The organism is Mesorhizobium sp. CNPSo 4684 (assembly GCF_057784315.1).
This window is the reverse complement of the sequence record NZ_JBWLUX010000015.1, coordinates 1-22,308: the sequence shown is the minus strand read 5'-3', so window position 1 is coordinate 22,308 and position 22,308 is coordinate 1. Positions and strand designations below refer to the sequence as shown.

The window sequence follows — 22,308 nt, the reverse complement described above, 5'->3', positions numbered from 1 at the left end:
CTTGATAAAATCGCCAATCTAAAGCAGCGAATTTGAACGATTTTCCCGCTATAGTTGCTGCTGCGATACGTACTTTCCACGCCGATGGCGTGACGCTTGCAAAAGCCACCCGTTCGTTGCTCAACTCTCCTGATGAACGAACGACTCTTCAAAGCGATCGACGACCGTTCCGATGAACTGGTCCAGCTTACCGCCGACCTGATCCGCTTCCCGACCATCAACCCGCCGGGTGAAGCCTATCGCCCCTGCGCGGAATATATTGCTACCCGGCTAAGCAAGCGCGGCTTCGAAACCGAATTCATCCGCGCCGAGGGCACGCCCGGCGATACCGACCGCTATCCGCGCGTCAATGTCGTCGCCCGCTTCGACGGCCGCTCGCCCGGCGCCTGCGTCCATTTCAATTCGCATATCGATGTCGTCGAAGCCGGCGAAGGCTGGAGCGTCGATCCCTTTGCCGGCATGGTGAAGGACGGCAGGGTCTACGGCCGCGGCGCCTGTGACATGAAGGGCGGTATGGCCGCCTCGATCATCGCGGCCGAGGCCTTCATGGAGGTTTTCCCCGATTTTCCCGGCGCCATCGAAATCTCGGGCACGGTCGATGAGGAGTCAGGCGGCTTCGGTGGTGTCGCCCACCTGGCGAAACTTGGCTATTTCTCGAAACCGAAGGTCGACCACGTCATCATCCCGGAGCCGCTGAACAAGGACCGCATCTGCCTTGGCCATCGCGGTGTCTGGTGGGCGGAGATCGAGACCAAGGGCGAGATCGCGCATGGCTCGATGCCGTTCCTAGGCGACAATGCGGTGCGCCACATGGGCGCGGTGCTGCAGGCCTTCGAGGACGAGCTGTTTCCGGCGCTCGACCGCAAGGTGACGCGCATGCCTGTCGTCCCTGAAGGGGCAAAGCGCTCGACCATGAACATCAATTCGATCCATGGCGGCCAGACCGAGGATTTCCGCCCGGGCCTGCCCTCGCCCAACGTGCCCGATGCTTGCCGGCTGACCATCGACCGCCGCTTCCTGCTCGAGGAGGACCTTGCCACGGTCAAAAGCGAAGTGACCGATATCCTCGACCGGCTTAAGCGCGAGCGCAAAAAGTTCGACTACGAAATCCGCGACCTGATGGAGGTTCTGCCGCTGATGACAGAGCGCGATGCGCCAGTGGTCAAGGCGGTGGCGCAAGGCATCATGGCGATCTTCGACCGCGAGCCGGATTATATTATTTCGCCAGGCACTTACGACCAGAAGCACATTGCCCGCATCGGCCACCTCTACGATTGCATCGCCTATGGTCCGGGCATTCTCGATCTCGCCCACCGGCCCGACGAATGGGTCGGTATCTCGGACATGGTGGAGTCGGCCAAAGTGATGGCGATCGGGCTCAATGTGCTGCTTAGAGGAACGGCTACCGGCTGATCCGTCGACATCAGCCGAAAAAACATTCCTCCCGGCGCCGCCGCAGAGCACGAAACGCAATTTACTCCACCTCGAAATCACGCTTCTATCGCATCAGGGTTCGAGCATTTGGGAGTTGCACGATGAAATTGTGGAAAACCATTCTTGCCGCCGCGCTGTTGGCGCTGGCCACCAACTCCCAGGCGTTTGCCGCGCGTACTGACCTGGTGATCGGCATTACCCTCGAACCGCCGCATCTCGATCCGACCGCCGGTGCTGCCGCCGCGATCGACGAAGTGCTCTATGCCAACGTCTTCGAGGGCCTGACCCGCATCGGCCCGAACGGCGAAGTGCTGCCTGACCTCGCCGAGAGCTGGGCCATTTCCGATGACGGCAAGGTCTACACCTTCAAGCTGCACACCGGCGTCAAGTTCCATGACGGCACCGATTTCGACGCCAGCGACGTGAAATTCTCGCTCGACCGCGCCCGCGCCGACAATTCCGTCAACGCGCAAAAGGGCCTGTTCGCTGCCATCGACACGGTCGAAGTCGTCGATCCGGCGACGGTCAAGGTCACGCTGAAGAACCCGCAAGGGTCGTTCCTCTACAATATGGGCTGGGGCGACGCGGTGATTGTGGCGCCCGAGAGCGCCGACACCAACAAGGAAAAGCCCATCGGCACCGGTCCGTTCAAGTTCCAGAGCTGGGCCAAGGGCTCGTCGATCACCCTGGTGAAATCGGACACCTACTGGGGCGCTCCGGTATCTCTCGACAAGGCCGAGTTCCGCATCGTTCCCGATGCCGCGGCTGCCGTGCCGGCGCTGCTTTCCGGCGACATCCAGGCCTTCCCTTTCTTCGATCCCGACAGCGTCGCGCAGGTCAAGGACGACCCGCGTTTCAAGGTGGTGATCGGCTCGACCGAGGGCGAAACCATTCTGGCGATCAACAACAAGAAGCCGCCTTTCGACAAGCTCGAGGTGCGGCAGGCGATTGCCTTCGCGCTCGACCGCAAGGCGATCATCGACGGCGCCTCGGCCGGCCTCGGCGTGCCGATCGGCTCGCACATGTCGCCCGCCAGCAAGGCCTATGTCGACCTCACCGGCCTCTATCCGCACAATGTCGACAAGGCGAAGGAATTGCTGAAACAGGCCGGCCTGGAAAATGGCTTCAAGGCGACGCTGAAACTGCCTCCGCCCTCCTATGCCCGCCTCGGTGGCGAGATCATCGCCTCGCAGCTGCGCGATGTCGGCATCGATCTGGAGATCATTCCGGTCGAATGGGCGCAGTGGCTGGATCAGGTGTTCACCAAGAAGGATTACGACCTCACCATCGTCTCCCACACCGAGCCCAACGACATCGATATCTATTCGCGCAAGGATTATTACTTCAACTACGACAATCCGGCCTTCGACAAGATCATCGCCGAGCTGAACCTCACCTCCGACGACGCCAAGCGCAACACGCTGCTCGGCGAAGCGCAGAAGATCCTGGCCGACGATGCCGTGGTCGGCTTCCTCTACGAACTGCCGAAGGTCGGCGTCTGGGACGCCAAGCTGCAAGGCTTGTGGGAGAACGCGCCGATCCAGGCGAATGACCTGACCAAGGTGAAGTGGACGGATTGACCGCCTACCTCCTCAAACGCCTCGCCATCGCCATCGCGACCTTGATCCTGGCCTCGATGGTGGTATTCGCCGTGCTCGAAATCCTGCCCGGCGATCCGGCACGGTTGATGCTTGGCTTCAACGCCAGCGCCGAGCAGGTCGAGCTGCTGCGCAACCAGATGAGGCTCAACGCGCCACTGGTCTTGCGCTACCTCCACTGGGTGGGCGGCCTGCTCAGCCTCGATTTCGGCCGCTCCTACACCTATTCGGTGCCGGTCATCGACCTTGCGCGCGAACGCATGGCGGTTTCCCTGCCGCTGGCGCTGATCGCGCTGGTGCTTTCCACCGTTATCGCCATCCCTGTCGGGCTTTATTCCGCCAGCCGGCGCGGCCGGGCCGGCGATACCATCGCCATGGGCGCCGCCCAGCTCGGCGTCGCCGTGCCGAACTTCTGGTTCGCGCTGATGCTGATCTACCTCTTTGCCGTCTGGCTGCGGCTGGTGCCGGCCGGCGGCTTTCCCGGCTGGAGCGCCGGTGTCTGGCCGGCGCTGAAATCGCTGCTGCTGCCGGCCGTAGCACTCGCTCTGCCGCAGGCGGCGATCCTGGCTCGCGTCGCCCGCTCGGCGCTGATCGAGGTGTTGAACGAGGACTATATTCGCACCGCTCGCGCCAAGGGCCTGCCCTACCGCGCCGTGCTGTGGCGGCACGCGCTGCGCAATGCGATGATCCCGGTGCTGACCATTCTGGGCCTGCAATTCGCCTTCCTGCTTGCCGGCACAATCATCATCGAAAACGTCTTTTATCTCCCCGGCCTCGGCCGGCTGGTGTTCCAGGCAATCACCCAGCGCGACCTGATTGTCGTCGAAAGCATCGTCATGCTGCTGGTCGTCGCCGTCATTGCGGTCAACCTCGTCGTCGATGTCTCCTACGCCATCGTCGACCCCCGCCTTCGAGGCCGGCAATGACGCTGCACATCGACATCCCAGAGGAGACGTTTGGCAGCATCCTGGCCAAAGCATTCCGCAACCGCTCCTTCCTCATCGGCTTCGCCATCACTGTGCTGGTGGTGGCAATGGCGCTCGTCTCTTACGTCTGGACGCCTTACGACGTGACCAAGCTGGTGATCTCGGACAAGACGCTCGCGCCCTCTTCGGCGCACTGGTTCGGCACCGATCATTTCGGCCGCGATATCCTGTCGATGATCATGGTCGGCGCCCGCAATTCGATCGCCGTGGCACTGGTCGCGGTCGGCATCGGCATGGGCGTCGGCGTGCCGCTCGGCACCTTTGCCGCGGCGCGCGGCGGATTTGTCGACGAGGCGCTGATGCGGCTGAACGATCTCGTCTTCGCCTTCCCGGCGCTGCTGTCGGCGATCATGATCACCGCCATTTTCGGGCCGGGCGCGATCAACGCCATCATCGCCATCGGCATCTTCAACATTCCGGTGTTTGCCCGCGTCGCCCGCGCCGGCGCGCTGGCGATCTGGCCGCGCGAATTCATCCTCGCCGCGCGTGCTGCCGGCAAGAGCAGGACTCAGATCAGCATCGAACACGTGCTGCCCAACATCGCCACGCTGCTTCTGGTGCAAGGCACCATCCAGTTCGCGCTCGGCATACTCGCCGAAGCCGGGTTGTCTTATGTCGGCCTCGGCGCACAGCCGCCAATGCCGAGCTGGGGCCGCATGCTGTTCGACGCCCAGACGCGCATGGTGGTGGCGCCATGGATGGCGATTTTCCCGGGCATGGCCATCGTCGTCACCGTTCTCGGCCTCAACCTGCTTGGCGACGGCATTGCCGATATACTCGACCCGAAATCGCGGCGGCAGCGATGAGCCTGCTGGAGATCGAAAACCTGTTGCTGGCGATCGGCGACACGCCGATCCTGAAAGGGGTGGAGCTCTCAGTCGCGCCCGGTGAGGTGATGGGGCTGGTCGGTGAATCCGGCTCCGGCAAATCGATGACGGCGCTGACCATCATGCAGCTTCTGCCGCACGCCGCGCGCGCCAGCGGCCGCGTCTCTTTCGACGGCATCGACATCCTTGCGGCCACCGAGGACCAGATGTGCGCGCTGCGCGGCGACGACATCGGCATGGTCTTCCAGGAGCCGATGACGGCGCTCAATCCGGTAAAAACCATCGGCGAACAAGTCGCCGAAGGCATACGCTGGCACACCAAAGCAACTCGCGCAGACGCCGAAGACCGGGCGCGCAAAATGCTCGACCGCGTCGGCCTGCCCGAAGCGAAATTCCCGCTGTCGCGCTATCCGCACGAACTGTCGGGCGGCCAGCGCCAGCGCGTCGTCATCGCCATCGCTTGCGCGCTGAAACCCAAGCTGTTGATCGCCGACGAGCCGACCACGGCGCTCGACGTGGTGCTGCAGGCGCAGATCCTCGACCTGCTGCGCGGCCTTGTCAGCGAAAACCGCATGGGTCTGCTGTTGATCTCGCACGACCTCGCGGTCGTGACCGAAATGGCCGACCGCATCACCATCCTGCGCCATGGCGAGGTGATGGAGGCCGGTGACACCGCGCGCACGCTGTCGGAACAGCTGCATCCCTACACGCGCCAGCTGGCGCTGGCCTCGATGCATGTGCCGGCGCGCGCCAAGGCGCATGCTACCGTAGAGGGCAAACCCCTGCTTCAGGTCGAAGGCGTGACGCGCGATTATTCCGGCCGACGCACCTCCCTGTTCCAACGCCCGAAGCCAATCCGCGCCGTCGACGACGTTTCCCTGTCGCTGTCGCCGGGTCAATCGGTGGCGCTGGTTGGCCGCTCCGGCTGCGGCAAGTCAACGCTCGCCCGCATGATCCTGGCACTCGACAAATCCACCTCGGGAACGATCCGCTTTCGCGGCAAAACCATCACCGGCAAGAGCGAGGCAGAGCTCAAAGCAGCGCGGCGCGACATGCAGGTGGTGTTCCAGGACCCTTACGGCTCCTTCGACCCGCGCCAGAAGGTCGAAAAACTGGTCGCCGAGCCGCTGCATGTGCTGGAGAAAAAGCCGACGCCTGCCGAGCGCCGCGAGATGGTGGCGCATGCGCTGTATGAGGTCGGTCTCGGCGCCAGCGACATGGACAAATATCCGCATGAATTTTCCGGCGGCCAGCGCCAGCGCCTGTCGATCGCCCGCGCCATCATTACCAGGCCGAAGCTGGTGGTTGCCGACGAACCGGTCTCGGCACTCGACGTCTCGATCCGCGCCCAGATCCTCGATTTGTTCGCCGAGCTCAACCAGAAGCTCGGCATCGCCTATCTCTTCATCACCCACGATCTGACCGTCGCCCGCGCCATCACCGACGAGGTGCTGGTCATGCATGACGGCAAGATCGTCGAGCGCGGCAAGACGAGTGATGTGCTCGACCATCCGCAGTCGGAGGCCGCCAAGGCGCTGGTGGCGGCCGCTCCCGACCTGCACCGGGCGATCGCACGGCGCATGCAGGAACAGGGGTGAGCGGCCGATTCGCGCAGCGAATTCATCGTGCCAGTGGCACGATGAAAGGTCGCGAACGCTGGGACGCTGCGAAGCAGCGGGGACCCGGCTAGCCGCCGTCGAGCCCAGCTCTTCCGGCTTCACTCTTCCGGCTTCACCACATCGACCGGGCTGATGTCGAGCAGATCGAGCGTACGGCGGAGCAGCCGCACCTCGCTCTCGGCCAATTTTGAATCGGCCTTGGCGATCTCGGCCATATGGCGTGCCAGCAGCTTGCGCCGCTCGACATCGAGATCGCGAAACAGCGCGATGGCCTGCGAGCCGTTGGTCTCGTAGCCGAACTCGTTGAGGTATTCGATGACCGCGTCGATGCTGGTTTCCGGGATGCCGAAGGCCTCCTTGCAGATACGCCGGAAGGCGACCATCTCGCTCTCCGACACCGAACCGTCGGCGAGGATCATGCGAAACAACATCAGCAGTTCCGCCGACAGCACCGGGTCGTCGGCCACCTTGCGCACGCCGGGGTCGCCATCGAAGATCGAGCGTATCTGATCGAGCAATGCCATCGCTAACAGCGTCCCTTGTTCCTGATCCGCCCGGCGCATGTGACCCAAAAGTGCGCAGCGGTTTTGGGATAATGACATGCACCACAGGAAATCCAAGCGCAACGTGCCTGGATAGAGGTGCGCGGATTCGGCCTTGCGCAAACCAGGTCGCCATGATCGAAGGCGCGGCATCTCTTTTCCCGCCGGAATGCCCAGAAATCCCGATGTTTGACCTCGCCACCCAGACAATCATCATGCTCGCCTTCGCCGCCTTTGCCGCCGGCTTTGTCGATTCGATAGCCGGCGGCGGCGGCCTGATCACCATCCCGGCCCTGCTGCTTGCCGGTTTCCCGCCGGTGGCAGCACTTGGAACCAACAAGCTGCAAGGCATCTTCGGCACCGCTTCGGCGACCATCCACTACGCCATGAATGGCCATGTCGATCTCCGGCGCCAGCTGCCGTCCGCGATTCTCGCCCTTGCCGGCAGTGCCGTCGGCGCTTTGCTGGCGGCCTTCGTGCCCGGCGATCTCTTGCGGGCGCTGCTGCCGCTGCTGCTGATCGCCATTGCGCTCTACTTCGCGGTGAAACCCAACATGAACGATGTCGACCGCGCCGAGCGCCTGTCACCCTTCCTGTTCGGGCTGATCATCGGCCCTTTAGTCGGCCTCTATGACGGCCTGTTCGGGCCGGGAGCCGGCTCCTTCTACATGCTGGCCTTCGTCAGCCTCGCCGGCTTCGGCGTGCTTAAGGCGACGGCGCACACCAAGCTGCTCAATTTCGCCTCCAACATCGGCGGCTTCATCGTCTTTGCCATCGCCGGTGTCATCTACTGGAAGATCGGGCTGATGATGGGTGTCGCCCAGTTCCTCGGCGCGCGTCTCGGCGCCAGCCTTGCCATCCGCATCGGCGCAAGGCTGATCAAGCCGCTTCTGGTGATCATCTGCCTGGCGCTGGCGATCAAGCTGCTGGCCGATCCGGCAAACCCACTACGCCAGCTAATTGGTGTATGAGCCCACGCTTTGATAGAATGTAGCCGTACGAATCATGTTGGAGGGACCACACATGAATCTTAGTGCACCCACTCAGCTTATTTTCATTATTTCCGTTGTCATCGCCATCATCGGCGTTCTCGCCGCACTTGGCGTTCTTGCGTTTATTCCCTTGGCATCGGTCTGGATTATGCTCATCGCCTACATCGTGCTTGCCGCCGGCTGCATGATGCGCGGCGCCTAAGCACGCATATCTCAGGCAACCGAAGCGCCCGGCCAAAAGCCGGGCGCTTTGCTTTCGGCCCCTTTTGATCAGGCCCCGTTTTGATTCAGGCCCCGTTTTGATTCGGGATTGGGCGTCTGCTAGATTTGGTCGGCAAAGGATGGCCTATGCCGATCGATATGCAGCGCCGCAAGGAACAGGACCTCTCCATCGCCGGGCGGTTCGAGATGCGCCGGCGGGCTCCGCCGCCCGCGCTCGAGGGCATTGTGTCTGACATTTGCGGCTATCGCGAAACCGCGCCCGGCCATTTCCGCAACATCGAATATGCCTCGCTGACCGTGCCGCTAGTGGTCAGCTTCGCCGAGCCGTTCGCCATCGGCCTTGGCAAGGATCCCGGCGACAATGACCGTTTCGCCAGTTTCGCCGCCGGCCTGTTTGCCGGCCCGGTAATCATCGAATCCTTTGGCGCCGCCTGCTGCGTGCAGATCAACTTCACCCCGCTTGGCGCCCGCCGCTTCTTCGGCCTTCCGATGAGCGAGCTGACCGACAGCATGGTCGTGCTCGACGATGTGCTTGGCGCCGAGGGCACGGCGCTGCGTGAACGGCTTGGCAACGCGCCGGACTGGGCGGCGCGTTTCGACCTTGTCGAGGCCTTCATCGCCGCCCGTCTCGGGCATGCGGCTGACACGCCGCCTGAAATCACTTGGGCCTATGACCGCATCATCGCGTCCGGCGGCCGAACCCGTATTTCCTCAATTGCCGCCAAACTGGGCTGGAGCCGGAAACATCTCGCCGGCAAGTTCTCCAATGCGACCGGCATCGGGCCGAAGACGCTGTCGCGCATCGTGCGCTTCAACCGTGCGCTCGGCCTGTCGCGGCAGGACCAAAGCGACTGGGCCGATATCGCCGCCGATTGCGGCTATGCCGACCAGGCACATCTGGTGCGGGAGTTCCGCCAGCTCGCCGGCGATCCCCCCACAGCGCTGAGGTAACATTTCTTCAAGACGGCGGGAAAGCCTTCGAACAGAGTGGGTTATCGACCAACCCAATGAAGGAGGTTTTCATGCCCGCCACCGCTGAAGCACCCCGACTCTATCCGGCGCTGCGCTACAAGAATGCAGGAAAAATGATCGACTGGCTGGGCGAGGCCTTCGGCTTCGAAGTCCGCGCCCGTTATGGCGAGGACGACATCGTGCACCATGCCGAGTTGGTGTTCGGCACCTCGATGATCATGCTGGGTACAGCGCGCAGCGACGACTACGGCAAGATGGTCGGTGAGCCCGGTTCCGGCGGCGGCAAGTCGATCTATGTCGCCGTCGACGATGCCGATGCCGCCCATGCCAGAGCCAAAAAGGCCGGCGCCACGATCATCCAGGAATTGACCGACCGCGACTATGGCAGCCGCGAATTCATTTGCCGCGACCCGGAAGGCAATGTCTGGTCGTTCGGGACGTACTGGCCGAAGGCGGGCGAAGCCGGCTAACGGGCCAGCCCGAAAATTGCATCGCAGTCGAGATGCCTCTCCAGCTCGGCTGCGACCTCGTCCAGGGCCTTTTCCACCTCGGCGCGATAGTCGATGCCGCCGCCTTTGACGCCGAGGCTCTCCAGGAATCTTGCCCGGAAGGCGTCGGCGGAAAACAGGCCGTGCAGATAGGTGCCGAAAACCTTGCCGTCGGCGGAAATGGCGCCGTCGTCGATGCCGTTGATCACTGCGGATGGCCGCGCCATATCAGGCCCGGTGGTGCGGCCGAGATGGATTTCGTAGCCCTCGAGCGGCAAGCCAAACGGCACCGAGCGCGCGCTGACATTGCGCACCGTCTTTTCCGGTTCCATCACCGTCTCGATGTCGAGCAGACCTAGCCCTTCGGCCTCGGTGACGCTGCCTTCGATGCCGGCGGGGTCACGCACCATGCGACCCAGCATCTGGAACCCGCCGCATATGCCGACGACGTGGCCGCCGCGCTTGCGGTGGGCGAGGAGATCGCGATCCCAGCCATTCTCGCGGAACTTTATGAGGTCGCCGACCGTCGATTTCGAGCCGGGAATGACCACCAGCCCGGCATCTTCCGGCAGGCGCTGTCCCGGCGGCACGAACACCACTTCGACCTGCGGTTCGGCCTTGAGCGGGTCGAGATCGTCGAAATTGGCGATGCGGCCAAGCATCGGCACCGCGACTTTCAACGCCCGCTTCTCGCCGGAGGCCAGGCGTTCGAGCACAACCGAGTCCTCCGACGGCAACCGCGCTGCCGCCTTCAGCCAGGGTACGACACCAAAGCAGCGCCAACCGGTGAATTTTTCGATCGACCCGATGCCGTCGTCAAACAGCGAGACATCGCCCCGGAACTTGTTGATGAGGTAGCCGACGATCATGCGCCGGTCTTCCTCCGGCAGGATCAGATGCGTGCCGGCGACCGAAGCGATGACCCCGCCGCGGTCGATGTCGCCGACCAGGATGACAGGCACATCGGCGCGCGTGGCAAAGCCCATATTGGCGATGTCGCGGGCTCTCAGATTAATCTCAGCCGGCGAGCCTGCGCCTTCCACGATGACCAGGTCGGCGCCCTCACCGACCTTGCCCCAGGAGTCCAGCACGGCGTCCATCAGCCCTGCCTTCATCGTCTGGTAGTCGCGCGCTCGCGCTTCGCCGAACACCTTGCCCTGCACGATCACCTGCGAACCGATGTCGCTCTGGGGTTTGAGCAGCACCGGATTCATATGCACGGTCGGCTGGACACCACAGGCCAGCGCTTGCAGCCATTGCCCACGGCCAATCTCGCCGCCGCCGGCGCTGACATCGCCGGGAATGTCGGCGACGGCGGCATTGTTCGACATGTTCTGTGGCTTGAACGGCCTGACCTTCAGCCCACGGTTTTTTGCGGCGCGGCAGAGACCCGCCACCAGCACGGTCTTGCCGACATCCGAGCCGGTGCCTTGCAGCATGATCGCTTTGGCCATGGCTCAGCCCCTACCTTGCGCGCCAGGAATGGTCGACTTCTGCGCCAGCGGCCCGCCGCGCCAGATGTAGAGCGCCAGCAGCGGCTCGCTGCCTGTGCGCATGGCATGGCTGACATTGGAGGCGTGGTGGATCACCTCGCGTGCCTGGCGGACGTGAAAGCCGCCCTCGCCCATCCGCCATTCGGTACCGCCGGTCAGCGGAATGTAGATCTCCTCGGCAACGTGATGATGATCGGGATAGGTGATATCAGGTCCGAGGATCAGCAGGCCGGCCGCGACCTCGTCGTTGGCGAAATGGCCGCGTAGCCCAAAAACCTCCAGCCAGCCGTATTTCTGCAGGAACGCCGAGCCGAAATCCGCCGCATTGTAGGTCTGCCCCCAATGCAGATCGTTGCGGCGCTCCGCCAGCAGCTGCACCAGAGGCTGCGCATCCGGAGGCGCCAGTTCGGCGATGAGGTCGAGTTGAGAAAGGCAAGGCAGCGGATGCGGTTCGAGCGCACGGGCCGGCATTGTCCAGTCGATTCGGGCGACAGCGTCACGCACCAGTGCATTGTCCACGCCTCGGAGATAGCCGTGGAAACGGCCGAGCAGCTCACTGAGATATGTCGGCACACAATGCTCCGTTGATCCATTCATGCAAAGCGGCTGCGCGGCAGGCCGGGTTGCGCGGCGGCATCATTGGTCTAGATTGGGCGGCGCGCAAAGCCAAAAACAACAGGCCAGCAAGCCAACCCCCAGCAAGGGGAAACACAGGGAGCACGCCATGGACGCCGCGGTCGATGCGAGCACCAACCAGTTCGAACTCAACGAGGAGCAGCGCGCCATCCAGGAGATGGCGCAGGCCTTCGCCGCCGATCGCGTCGCGCCCAATGCACTCGAATGGGACCGGGCAAAACACTTTCCCGCCGATGTGATCCGCGAGACCGGCCCGCTTGGCCTCGGCGGCATCTATGTCGGGGACGATGTCGGCGGTTCGGCGCTCGGCCGTCTCGACGCCGTGCTGATCTTCGAGGCGCTGGCGCACGCCGATCCGGCGTTTTCCTCCTTCATCTCCATCCACAACATGGCGGCCTCCATGATCGACCGCTTCGGCAATGACGAGCAGCGCCAGCGCTTGCTGCCGAAGCTGACCTCGATGGAATGGCTGGCGAGCTACTGCCTGACCGAGCCCGGCTCGGGCTCCGACGCGGCGGCGCTGAAAACGCGCGCGGTGAAGAGCGGCGACGACTATGTGCTGAACGGCGCCAAGCAGTTCATTTCCGGCGCCGGCGACAGCGACCTCTATGTCGTCATGGCGCGCACCGGCGCCGACGGTCCCAAGGGTATTTCCACTTTCGTCGTGCCCAAGGATGCGTCCGGCCTTTCCTTCGGCGCCAATGAGCACAAGATGGGCTGGCACATGCAGTCGACCCGCCAGGTCATTTTTGAAGACTGCAAGGTGCCGGCGGCAAACCTGCTGTCGGGCGAAGGCGCCGGTTTCGGCATCGCCATGGCCGGGCTCGACGGCGGCCGCCTCAACATTGCCGCCTGCTCGCTCGGCGGCGCGCAGTCGGCGCTCGAAAAGGCGCTGTCCTATACCGCCGAGCGCAAGGCCTTCGGCTCGAAGATCAACCAGTTCCAGGCGTTGCAGTTCAGGCTGGCCGACATGGAGACCGAGCTGCAGGCGGCCCGCATTTTCCTCTACGCCGCCGCCTCGAAACTCGACCGCAAGGCACCGGATGCCGGCAAATGGTCGGCCATGGCCAAGCGCTTCGTCACCGATATCGGCTTCAACGTCGCGAACGAGGCGCTGCAGCTGCATGGCGGCTACGGCTATCTGCACGATTACGGCATCGAAAAGCTGGTGCGCGACCTGCGCGTGCACCAGATCCTCGAAGGCACCAACGAGATCATGCGCGTGATTATCGCGCGGGCATTGATCGGCCGATAGGCAGTAGGCAGTAGGCAGTAGGCAGTAGGCAGTAGGCAGTAGGATGACCGGCAAGATCAATTCGTACAAGGATCTTATCGTATGGCAGCAGGCGATGGATCTGGCCGTCGCCACGCACTCGTTGACAAAGACATGGCCAAAAGAGGAATTGTATGGGCTGACCAGTCAAATCCGCCGCTCAGCAACCTTTATCCCAGCAAATATCGCGGAAGGATATGGTCGAGACAACCGAGGCTCTTATCAGCAATTTCTCAGGATAGCTCAAGGCTCGCTGAAGGAGTTCGAGACACACCTCCAGATCGCTGAACGCATTGGCCTTGCCACGCATGATCAAGCCGATCACCTGCTGCTGGCGGCCGAGGGCATCGGAAAAATGCTTCGCCAACTTATCATCAAACTTGCACCCGAATAGTCGCCCTACTGCCTACTGCCTACTGCCTACTGCCTACTGATCATGGAGCACCACTATGACTACCATTGCCTTCATCGGCCTAGGGAACATGGGCAATCCGATGGCCGCCAACCTGGTCAAAGCGGGGCATACGGTGAATGGTTTTGACCTTGTGTCGGAAAACCTCACGGTCGCCCGTGAACATGGTGTGACGGTAATGGCCAATGCTGTTGCCGCGGTGAAAGACGCCGATGTCGTCATCACCATGCTGCCTGCCGGCAAACACGTGCTGTCGGTCTATGAAGACATCGCGCCCAAGGCCAAACCAGGCGCGCTGTTCATCGATTCCTCGACCATCGACGTCGAATCAGCCCGCAAGGCCCATGCCGTTGCAAAGAAGCACGGTCTGCATTCGATCGATGCCCCCGTCTCCGGCGGCACCGGCGGAGCTGCCGCGGGCACCCTCACCTTCATGGCCGGCGGGTCGACCGAAGCTTTTGCTGCCGCTGAACCGATCCTGAAGCCGATGGCCGGCCGCATTGTCCATTGCGGCGATGACGGCGCCGGCCAGGCGGCAAAAATCTGCAACAACATGATGCTCGGCATTTCAATGATCGGCGTTGCCGAGGCCTTCGTGCTGGCCGAAAAACTCGGCCTCTCGCATCAGGCGCTGTTCGACGTCGCCTCGACCTCGTCCGGCCAGTGCTGGTCGCTGACCACCTACTGCCCGGTGCCCGGCCCAGTGCCGGCATCGCCGGCCAACAGGGATTACAAGCCGGGCTTTGCCGCGGCACTCATGCTGAAGGACCTGAAACTGTCGCAGGAGGCTGCCCAAAGTGCCGGCGCGGTGACGCCGATGGGGGCCGAAGCAGCCCAGCTTTATGCGCTGTTCAACGCGCAGGGAAATGGCGGCGCCGATTTTTCCGGGATCATAAATTTCCTGCGCGGCAATTCTCTATAAGTTTCGAATTTTGCAGCGTTTTTATCGATTTTTCTCGTATGGAAAAATTGCAAATTTAGATTTGCTTAAGTTCTCGATAACCCGACGGTAACGATGTGCCTATACAACGGATGGCGAGGCGGACATATCGCATCCGCCCGGCGCTCCGGATCAGGTCTCGCGTACCGGAGCCCGTAAGTTTCGCAAGTGTTTTGTTGGCGAAACGCCATGCGTATCTGGCAAAGCCGCGTTCCCTATGGGGCGCGGTTTTTGCGTTTCTAGGCACTATTACTGCGTCGTCCGATTATATTTCCAGCGCAGGCGCAGCAAAACCGGAAACCGGCTTTGACCCGACGCCAAAGTCGGCAGAGGTGGGCCCGAAGCCTCAATCAGTCCTTTGACGACAGCCGGCGGAAATTCGCTTTCACCGCGCGGCTGGCAGGCTTCAGCGCCGCACTGATCGACCGTTCCACGGCTATGCCGTTGAACAGCGACGGCGTGCGGCCGGAAAAAATCTCCGGCCAGAAGCGCGCTGCCGATTGGAACAGCGCCATTTGCGCGGCAAACGCACCTTCGGCAACGGCCGTGGCTTTCTCATTGATGGCGCGTGCAGTCTCGGAGCCAAGGCCTCTGCCGTTTTGTGCGTCGGCCGCCATCAGAGGCAGGCGCATGGCCATCACCAATGGCGCCAGCATCAGGTCGGCTCCTATGGCGCCCGATCCTCGCGTGCGCAGTGTCTTCGTGATCTTTTTCATGAACCCCTCAACTGCAGCCGATCCCGCCGGCTGAGGACACTACGCGCGACGGCGGCTATCGTTCCCTGAAGTCACGAAGTTGCCAGGGGCGCCCTGATCGCAGCGCCCCTGCGATCGATTCGCCTATTTCTTGCGCAAATCCGCTAGCGCCAGATCGAGCGCCCTGGCGATGCGCTCGCAAGCCATGTCGATCGTCTCGCGCGTCCAGATCAGCGGCGGCGACAGGATCATCGTGTCGCCGGTGGCGCGCAGCATCATGCCTTGCGCGATGGCGTGGTCACGGACCGTAACGGCGGCACTGCCCGCCGGCAGGAAGCGTTCCTTGGTCGCTCTGTTCTTGACGATCTCGATCGCCCCCATCAGCCCGATCGAACGCACCTCGCCGACCAGCTCGTGGCCGGCGATGCGCTCCTGCAGCGCCTGGGCAAAATAAGGCCCGGTGTCGTTCTTGACCCGGTCGACCAGACCTTCCCGCTCAATGATTTCCAGGTTCTTCAGCGCCACCGCGCAAGCGACCGGGTGCCCGGAATAGGTATAGCCGTGATAGAACTCGCCGCCCTTTTCGACCAGTGTCGCTGCGATGCGGTCGCCGACCAGCAGTGCCGAAAGCGGCTGATAGCCCGACGTCAGCGCCTTGGCGGTGGTGATGGTGTCGGGCTCGATGCCGAAGGTCTGCGCGGCGAACCATTCGCCGGTGCGGCCATAGCCGGTGATGACCTCGTCCAGCATCAGCAGCACATCGTATTTGCGGCAGATGCGCTGCACTTCCGGCCAGTAGCTCATCGGTGGGATTTTTACCCCACCTGCTCCCATCACCGGTTCGCCAATGAACGCGGCGACCTTGTCGGCGCCGGCTTCGAGGATGGCGTCCTCGACCGCCTTGGCGGCGCGAAGGCCGAAATCATGGTCGCTTTCGCCAGGCAGAGCCAACTCATAGGCATAGGGCATCATCACATGGACGATGTTGGGAACGGGCCCACCGAGCTGCTTGTGCATCAGGTCCATGCCGCCCAGCGAGGTGCCGGCGATTGTCGAGCCGTGATAGCCCATCTTGCGCGAGATGATGCGGTTCTTGTCAGGCTTGCCCTCCAGCGCCCAGTAGTGGCGCACGAGCCGCAGCGCCGTGTCGTTGGCCTCCGAGCCGGAGGAGCCGTAGAATACCTGGGCGACGCCCTTGGGCGCCAGTTCGGCCAGCTTCTTCGACAACAGCACCGGCGTCGGCGTCGAGCATTTGAAGAAGGAATTGTAGTAGGGCAATTCCTTCATCTGCGCGTAGGCAGCGTCGGCCAGTTCGTCACGGCCATAGCCGACATTGACGCACCACAGGCCGGCCATGCCGTCGAGGATTTCCGTACCCTCGGCATCGTAGATGAACGGACCGTTGGCATGGGTGATGATGCGCGAGCCGGCCTCTCGCAATTCCTTGTGGTCGGTGAACGGATGCAGATGATGCGCAGCGTCGATCTGCTGAAGCTGCTTCAGCGAATAATTCTGATAGGTCATGTCTGGATCTTTCCTCTGAAATCATTCCGGCGATGCCGGGGCGAATTCGTCAGAGGACGGCAGGTGGTGAATAACCGATGCGGGCGCACAACCGCAAAAGCTCCGCACGCAGCGTGCGCGGTGACGGCGTCACCGCGACCCGAAATACGCGAGCCCCAAAGGCGCTAACCAAGATCCTGACGAGAGCCATGGCCGGCACCTTAGAGCAAAGGCTGGTCGAGGTGAACCACCCTTCGCTTGGCCCACGAGGGGTCTAGGCCTTGGCGGACAACGCCCTTTGCAGGAAGACATATTTCATCGCGGTTTGTGCAGCCTGCGGTCGGCGGTCGCCGCGCCCGCCATGTCCGCCCTCGGTCTCCTCGAAGAACAAAGTCCTGTCGTGCCCAGCTTCCTGCAATCGCGCCGCCATCTTGCGGGCATGGCCGGGATGGACGCGGTCGTCAGCGGTCGACGTCGTCAGCAGCACCGGCGGATAGGCGGCATCGCCCGAGACATGCTGGTAGGGCGAGTAGGTGCCCAACCACCTGGCCTCTTCCGGTTTCGACGGATCGCCGTATTCGCCCATCCACGAGGCGCCCGGCGGCAGGTCGGTGTAGCGCAGCATGTCGAGCAGCGGCACTTCGATGATGACGGCGCCGAACAGCTCGGGGTGCTGAGTCAGCGAAACACCGGTCAGCAAGCCGCCATTCGAACCGCCCTGGATGCCGAGCGAGCCGGCGGTGGCGATGCCGCGCCCGACGACATCTTCGGCCACCGCGGCGAAATCGTCGAAGGCAGTCTGGCGATTGCCCTTCAGCGCCGCCTGGTGCCAGGCCGGTCCGAACTCGCCGCCGCCGCGGATGCAGGCCTGCACATAGGCATTGCCCTTTTCCAGCCACAGCCTGCCGCGCACGCCGGCATAGCCGGGCAGCAGCGGCACCTCGAAGCCGCCATAGCCGTAAAGCAGCGTCGGCACCGGACCCTTCTGGTCGCGCCGCCTGACGACGAAATAGGGGATCATGGTGCCGTCCTTCGAGCGCGCCTCGAACTGTTCGGAAATCAGCGGCGCGGCATCGAAACGCGCCGGCTGCGACTTCACCGTGGCCAGCGTCTCGCCATCGTCGTCCGACCAGATGATCGAGCTCGGCGTCAGGAAATCGGTGAAGGAGAACGAAACGCTGGCCCCGAAATGCTCGGCATGCGCAATGCCGACATTGCCGTTTTCGGGCAGCGCGACCGGCTTGAGCGACCAGCTTTCCCCCTTGCGCTCGGCGACGATGACCTTGCCGCGCACATTGTCCATCAGGTTGATGAACAGCCGGTCCTGCGTGCGGGCAATGCCGGCGATCGACACGCGGTGCGCCGGCGCAAGCATGGTTTCGACAGGAGCTAGGTCGCCGGTGTCGATCCAGCGCTCGAAATCCAGGGAATAGAGGCCGTCCGGCAAGCATTCAGTGCCGTCCGGCGCCGTCCAAGGGCTGCGCACGCTGAATACAAACCGACCCTTGAACAGGGCCGTATCGGTGACATCGTCCGGCAGCGGAATGCGCCGGTTTTCGCCCGATGGCAGGCGCAGGAAACTATGCGAGGAGAAGAAGGCGATCGCGCGTGCCAGAAACAGATACTGCTTGTCGCCGTCATATTCGACCCCGACGCCGGCCGCGAGATCCTGCTTCTCGGCCTCGAAGATCGGCGTCGCGTCTTCCAGACGGGTGCCGCGCTTCCAAAGTTTGACGACGCGCGGATAGCCGGACTGGGTTTTGTCCTCTTCCTCGAATGCGGCAGAGACAAGGACGGCATCCTTGTCCAGCCAGGAAAAACCGGATTTGGAGGCGGGAGCCCGGAAGCCGCCCTCGACGAAGGATTTGGCTTCAATGTCGAACTCGCGCATCTCGCTGGCATCGCCGCCATCCGGCGACATCGCCACCAGGCATAGATTGAAGTCGGGATAGAGCCGGCTGACGCCGCTGAACACCCACTTCACCCCCTCTTTGGCCGACAGCACGTCGAAGTCGATGATCGTCTCCCAGTCGGGCTTCTCGGCCTTGTAGGAGGCGACCGTCGTGCGGCGCCAGAGGCCGAGCACATTGGTCTTGTCCTGCCAGAAATTATAGACATGGCCGTTGAGCGCAGCACCGACCGCAATGTTGTCTTCGGCCGTCATCAGGTCGAGCGCTGTCTCGAACGCCGCCTGATAGGACGGATCGCCCTGCAACTCGCCGACCGTCACCTCATTCTGCTGGTGAACCCAGTCGAGCGATTGCTTGCTGGTCCGATCTTCCAGCCAGAGGAAATTATCCTCGGCGGCGGTCTCGGTCTGGCGTTTTGTCATCGATTGGGTCACGCATGGTCTCCAAGCTATTGGCGGGCGGCCCTGCCTACATCGCGTCCCAGGCGGTTTTATTCAAGATGGTGACGTCAGGGCATCGAGACTGATGGAGGTTAGCCCCGCTCCAGACAACCCCCGTCAGGCGTTTTGGCGCTTGAAGGATCGGTAGAGCGCGAAGCTCACCAGCAGTGCGTCGAGGCCGGCGATGACCACCGGCAGGCCGAGCGGGCCGATGACCTGCATCAAGGCGCCGGCGCCGGGCGGGCCGACAATGCCGCCAGCGCCCCACATCAAGGCGAAGGCGGCGTTGCCGGCGACCAGCACCGTTCCCTTGAAGCGGCTGCCGAGCTCGACCAGCGCCATGGTGTAGACGCCATAACCGACCGCACCCATGACGAGAAGGACGAGCCAGATGGCCGGCGTCGTGATCAGCAACGGCAGCAGAACCGCGCACGTCGTTGTCGCCAATGCGCAGAAGATGATCATCGCCCGCCCGCCGAAACGCTCGGCCAGCAGGCCGAGCGGGATTTGCAGGAAGATGTTTCCCAGCGACAGCGCCATCACCAGCGCCGCCAGTATCCTTTCGGGCAGGCCATAGGCAGCACCGAAGACCGGCATCAATGCGTAGGTGCCCTGCTGGACCGCCGCCGAAACCAGCACGGCAAACAACAGTGCCGGCGCCAGCCTGGCGAAATCGAAAAATCCACCGGACGACTGGCCGTCGTCCTCGAAGCCGGCAAGGCTTGACGAAACAGCACGCAGGATCGCGGCGCACAGCACGAAGCCAGCCGTCCCCACCAGGAAAGGAACCCAACCCGATATGCCAACCGCGGTCAGGACCAAAGGCCCTGCAGCGTAGCCCGCGCCCAGCACAGTGTTGAATGCCCCCATCACCCTGCCACGGCGCGATGGCGGCGCTAGCGAGAGCGCCCAAACTTCGCCCAGTACATAGAGCGGGTTGATGACGATACCGATGATGAAGCGGAGGACGAACCAGCCCACCCAGTCCTGCAGATAGCCGATGCCGAGGAAGCACAGCGCCCCGATCAAGGAGCAACCGACAGCCAGCGTGCGCGCGCCGACCAGCCGAACGGCTGCCGGCACGAACGATGCCGAAAGGATCAGGCCAAGCGGCATCATCGCAGCCGACAAGCCGATCAGCGCCGGCGACATGCCTTGTTTCTGCATCAGCAGCGTAAACAGCGGCGAACTCAGCCCTTGCGCGGCGCCGAACATGGCGAGCGCCGCGGTAACGCCGGCAAGCGCTGCCCATTGCGTCCCCGCTTCGCCATCGCTCGAACCGGTCGCGGCCATGCTGCTTTCCATGTGAACTGCCGGACCATTCAGCGGCAAACCATGAGCTAGCGGTTCGAATTCGCGAAAGGAAGGGCCGCCGCCGAAATCCCCTTGCGCCAAGGGCCAGTGGACGCGTCCTATCTGTCGCAAACTGCCGTTCCGGCATGTCGCTTCCCTCGTCCTAGTGGTCGCCGCCTCCGCAATGGCCGGACAGCCGCCGGTCCATTATGCCGCCCGCTACCCGCATCGTACGAGGACCATCATGACCGCCGCCCTGCACCCAGCCGAACCGCCTTTGGCAACCGACCGCGCCCGTCGTGGTGGCCGTGCGGGCAAGCGCGCCGGCGGCTTGGCCGCCTTCGAACAGCCGGCTTTCCGACAGCTGAGAAACCCGCTGACGCCGACCAAGCTGGTCTCCGACGATGAGCTGGAATCGATCCACCTCGCCTCGCTGCGCGTCTTGAGGGAAATCGGCGTCGACGTGCTGCATGACGAAGCCCGTCGCATCATGAAGGAACATGGCGCCGACGTGACCGCGGGCAGCGAGCGCGTGCGCTTCGACAGTGACATGATCCTCGATCTCATCTCGAACTGCCCGTCGGAATTCACGCTGCATGCCCGCAACCCGGCGCACGATGTCCGCTTCGGCGGCAACAATGTGATCCTGTCGATGATGGCCTCGGCGCCGAACTGCTCCGACCTCGATCGCGGCCGCCGCCCGGGTAACCAGCAGGACTACCGCAACTTCCTGCGCCTGGCGCAGATGCACAACATCCTGAACTGCACCGGCGGCTATCCGGTCGAGCCGACCGACATCCATCCCTCGGTGCGCCATCTCGAATGCATCCGCGACCTCGCCACGCTGACCGACAAGGTGTTTCACATCTATTCGCTCGGCAAGGAACGCAATGTCGACGGCATCGAGATCACCCGCATCGCGCGCGGCATCAGCCACGAGCAGATGCTGGAAGAGCCGTCCGTCTTCACCATCATCAACACCAATTCGCCGCTCAAACTCGACGTGCCGATGATGGAAGGCATCATCCAGATGTCGAGCAAGGGCCAGGTCGTCGTCGTCACGCCCTTCACGCTGTCGGGCGCGATGGCGCCGGTCACCATCGCCGGCGCGCTGGTGCAGCAGAATGCCGAGGCACTGTCCGGCATCGCCTTTGCGCAGATGGTGCGCAGGGGCGCGCCGGTCGGCTATGGCGGCTTCACCTCCAATGTCGACATGAAGTCCGGTTCTCCGGCCTTCGGCACACCCGAATACATGAAGGCACAGCTGGTCGGCGGCCAGCTTGCCCGCCGCTACAAGATCCCCTACCGCACCTCCAACACCTGCGCCGCCAACACGGTCGACGCGCAGGCCGCCTATGAAAGCGTGTTTTCGCTGTGGGGCGCCATCCAGGGCGGCGGTAATCTGATGATGCACGGCGCCGGCTGGCTCGAAGGCGGCCTGCGCTGCTCCTACGAAAAAACCATTCTCGATATCGACCTGTTGCAGATGGTGGCGGAGTTCCTGACCCCGCTCGACCTCTCCGAAGAGGCGCTCGGCTTCGACGCCATCCAGTCTGTCGGCCCCGGCGGCCATTTCTTCGGCACCCAGCACACGCAAGACCGCTACAAGAACGCCTTCTACTCGCCCATCCTCTCCGACTGGCGCAATTTCGAAACCTGGGCCGAAGCCGGCTCGCCGACCGCATTGGAAAAGGCCAACAAGGTGTGGAAGGAACGGCTGGCGTCCTACGAAGAGCCCTATATGGACCCGGCGATCCGCGAAGAGCTCAACGACTTCGTCGAAAAGCGCCGCTCCGAAGGCGGCGCGCCGACCGATTTCTGATCATCTGTGTTGGTTTGATGAACTGATCATTCGTATGGATTTGATGAACGGTCGACCCCCGAGCTTCGCCGAGCCACCTTGTATCTACACGAGAGAGATTTCGTGGGATTGAAGCGATTGAGCCAAGGTCCGGGCGGCCGCCCGGACCTTGGCTTGGCGAAGTCGCCCGTACCACCTGAGGTTACAGCCGCGGGAGAGCTTGGGATCTTCG

At 63.1% G+C, this 22,308-nt stretch carries 20 protein-coding genes; 13 read left to right on the top strand and 7 right to left on the bottom strand.

The window, feature by feature from the left end; translation table 11 throughout:
• Nucleotides 1–132 precede the first annotated feature (132 nt).
• The 5 genes from AC04SG_RS15665 to AC04SG_RS15645 all read left to right on the top strand — a co-directional run bounded on the left by AC04SG_RS15665 (nt 133) and on the right by AC04SG_RS15645 (nt 6,443).
• Nucleotides 133–1,413 (top strand): acetylornithine deacetylase/succinyl-diaminopimelate desuccinylase family protein, encoded by a 1,281-nt coding sequence (locus AC04SG_RS15665; RefSeq protein WP_488551786.1) that lies wholly within the window; start codon nt 133–135, stop codon nt 1,411–1,413.
• A gap of 122 nt (nt 1,414–1,535) precedes the next feature.
• Nucleotides 1,536–3,014 (top strand): ABC transporter substrate-binding protein, encoded by a 1,479-nt coding sequence (locus tag AC04SG_RS15660; protein WP_488551785.1) that lies wholly within the window; start codon nt 1,536–1,538, stop codon nt 3,012–3,014.
• Nucleotides 3,011–3,958, top strand: coding sequence for an ABC transporter permease (locus AC04SG_RS15655; RefSeq protein ID WP_488551784.1), 948 nt, complete (start codon nt 3,011–3,013; stop codon nt 3,956–3,958). Before AC04SG_RS15660 ends, AC04SG_RS15655 begins: the two co-directional genes overlap by 4 nt.
• Complete coding sequence (locus AC04SG_RS15650) at nt 3,955–4,824, top strand: ABC transporter permease (protein ID WP_488551783.1); 870 nt, start codon at nt 3,955–3,957, stop codon at nt 4,822–4,824. The genes AC04SG_RS15655 and AC04SG_RS15650 overlap by 4 nt, the downstream gene beginning before the upstream one ends.
• Entirely contained in the window at nt 4,821–6,443 is a 1,623-nt protein-coding gene (locus AC04SG_RS15645; RefSeq protein WP_488551782.1) for an ABC transporter ATP-binding protein, read from the top strand. The genes AC04SG_RS15650 and AC04SG_RS15645 overlap by 4 nt, the downstream gene beginning before the upstream one ends.
• A 119-nt stretch (nt 6,444–6,562) precedes the next feature.
• Here AC04SG_RS15645 and AC04SG_RS15640 read toward each other — a convergent pair whose 3' ends face one another.
• Complete coding sequence (locus tag AC04SG_RS15640; protein ID WP_488551781.1) at nt 6,563–6,988, bottom strand: TerB family tellurite resistance protein; 426 nt, start codon at nt 6,986–6,988, stop codon at nt 6,563–6,565.
• A gap of 203 nt (nt 6,989–7,191) precedes the next feature.
• On the opposite strand from AC04SG_RS15640, the gene AC04SG_RS15635 reads away from it, so the two are divergent.
• The 4 genes from AC04SG_RS15635 (at nt 7,192) to AC04SG_RS15620 (ending at nt 9,662) form a co-directional block, all read left to right on the top strand.
• Complete coding sequence (locus AC04SG_RS15635) at nt 7,192–7,977, top strand: TSUP family transporter (RefSeq protein ID WP_488551780.1); 786 nt, start codon at nt 7,192–7,194, stop codon at nt 7,975–7,977.
• Between the two features lie 52 nt (nt 7,978–8,029).
• A complete protein-coding gene (locus AC04SG_RS15630) occupies nt 8,030–8,200 on the top strand; it encodes a hypothetical protein (protein ID WP_488551779.1) in 171 nt (56 codons plus the stop codon).
• A 146-nt stretch (nt 8,201–8,346) separates the two neighbouring features.
• Complete coding sequence (locus AC04SG_RS15625; RefSeq protein ID WP_488551778.1) at nt 8,347–9,171, top strand: helix-turn-helix domain-containing protein; 825 nt, start codon at nt 8,347–8,349, stop codon at nt 9,169–9,171.
• A gap of 71 nt (nt 9,172–9,242) precedes the next feature.
• Nucleotides 9,243–9,662, top strand: coding sequence for a VOC family protein (locus AC04SG_RS15620; protein WP_488551777.1), 420 nt, complete (start codon nt 9,243–9,245; stop codon nt 9,660–9,662).
• On the opposite strand, the gene AC04SG_RS15615 is transcribed toward AC04SG_RS15620, so the two are convergent.
• Together AC04SG_RS15615 and AC04SG_RS15610 are read right to left on the bottom strand one after the other, a co-directional pair.
• A complete protein-coding gene (locus AC04SG_RS15615) occupies nt 9,659–11,134 on the bottom strand; it encodes a cobyric acid synthase (RefSeq protein ID WP_488551776.1) in 1,476 nt (491 codons plus the stop codon). The genes AC04SG_RS15620 and AC04SG_RS15615 overlap by 4 nt on opposite strands.
• A 3-nt stretch (nt 11,135–11,137) precedes the next feature.
• The gene (locus AC04SG_RS15610; protein WP_488551775.1) at nt 11,138–11,770 is read right to left on the bottom strand and encodes a dimethylsulfonioproprionate lyase family protein; all 633 of its coding nucleotides are present in this window, start codon (nt 11,768–11,770) and stop codon (nt 11,138–11,140) included.
• 127 nt (nt 11,771–11,897) lie between these two features.
• Between AC04SG_RS15610 and AC04SG_RS15605 the strand changes: the two genes are divergently transcribed.
• From AC04SG_RS15605 to mmsB, 3 genes are read left to right on the top strand one after another with little or no spacing between them, the layout of a single operon-like run.
• Entirely contained in the window at nt 11,898–13,064 is a 1,167-nt protein-coding gene (locus AC04SG_RS15605) for an isobutyryl-CoA dehydrogenase (protein WP_488551774.1), read from the top strand.
• 43 nt (nt 13,065–13,107) lie between these two features.
• The gene (locus tag AC04SG_RS15600) at nt 13,108–13,476 is read left to right on the top strand and encodes a four helix bundle protein (protein WP_488551773.1); all 369 of its coding nucleotides are present in this window, start codon (nt 13,108–13,110) and stop codon (nt 13,474–13,476) included.
• Nucleotides 13,477–13,531: 55 nt separating this feature from the next.
• Nucleotides 13,532–14,416: a 3-hydroxyisobutyrate dehydrogenase gene (gene mmsB, locus AC04SG_RS15595; protein ID WP_488551772.1), complete on the top strand. Its 885-nt coding sequence runs from the start codon at nt 13,532–13,534 to the stop codon at nt 14,414–14,416.
• Between the two features lie 368 nt (nt 14,417–14,784).
• On the opposite strand, the gene AC04SG_RS15590 is transcribed toward mmsB, so the two are convergent.
• The 4 genes from AC04SG_RS15590 to AC04SG_RS15575 all read right to left on the bottom strand — a co-directional run bounded on the left by AC04SG_RS15590 (nt 14,785) and on the right by AC04SG_RS15575 (nt 20,275).
• Nucleotides 14,785–15,150, bottom strand: a complete 366-nt coding sequence (locus tag AC04SG_RS15590) for a hypothetical protein (RefSeq protein WP_488551771.1) — start codon at nt 15,148–15,150, stop codon at nt 14,785–14,787.
• A gap of 123 nt (nt 15,151–15,273) precedes the next feature.
• On the bottom strand, nt 15,274–16,653 hold the full coding sequence (locus AC04SG_RS15585) for an aspartate aminotransferase family protein (protein ID WP_488551770.1): 1,380 nt from the start codon (nt 16,651–16,653) through the stop codon (nt 15,274–15,276).
• Between the two features lie 253 nt (nt 16,654–16,906).
• A complete protein-coding gene (locus tag AC04SG_RS15580) occupies nt 16,907–18,964 on the bottom strand; it encodes a prolyl oligopeptidase family serine peptidase (RefSeq protein ID WP_488551928.1) in 2,058 nt (685 codons plus the stop codon).
• A 135-nt stretch (nt 18,965–19,099) separates the two neighbouring features.
• A complete protein-coding gene (locus AC04SG_RS15575; protein ID WP_488551769.1) occupies nt 19,100–20,275 on the bottom strand; it encodes an MFS transporter in 1,176 nt (391 codons plus the stop codon).
• Between the two features lie 244 nt (nt 20,276–20,519).
• Between AC04SG_RS15575 and AC04SG_RS15570 the strand changes: the two genes are divergently transcribed.
• On the top strand, nt 20,520–22,097 hold the full coding sequence (locus AC04SG_RS15570; RefSeq protein ID WP_488551768.1) for a trimethylamine methyltransferase family protein: 1,578 nt from the start codon (nt 20,520–20,522) through the stop codon (nt 22,095–22,097).
• Nucleotides 22,098–22,308: the final 211 nt, after the last annotated feature.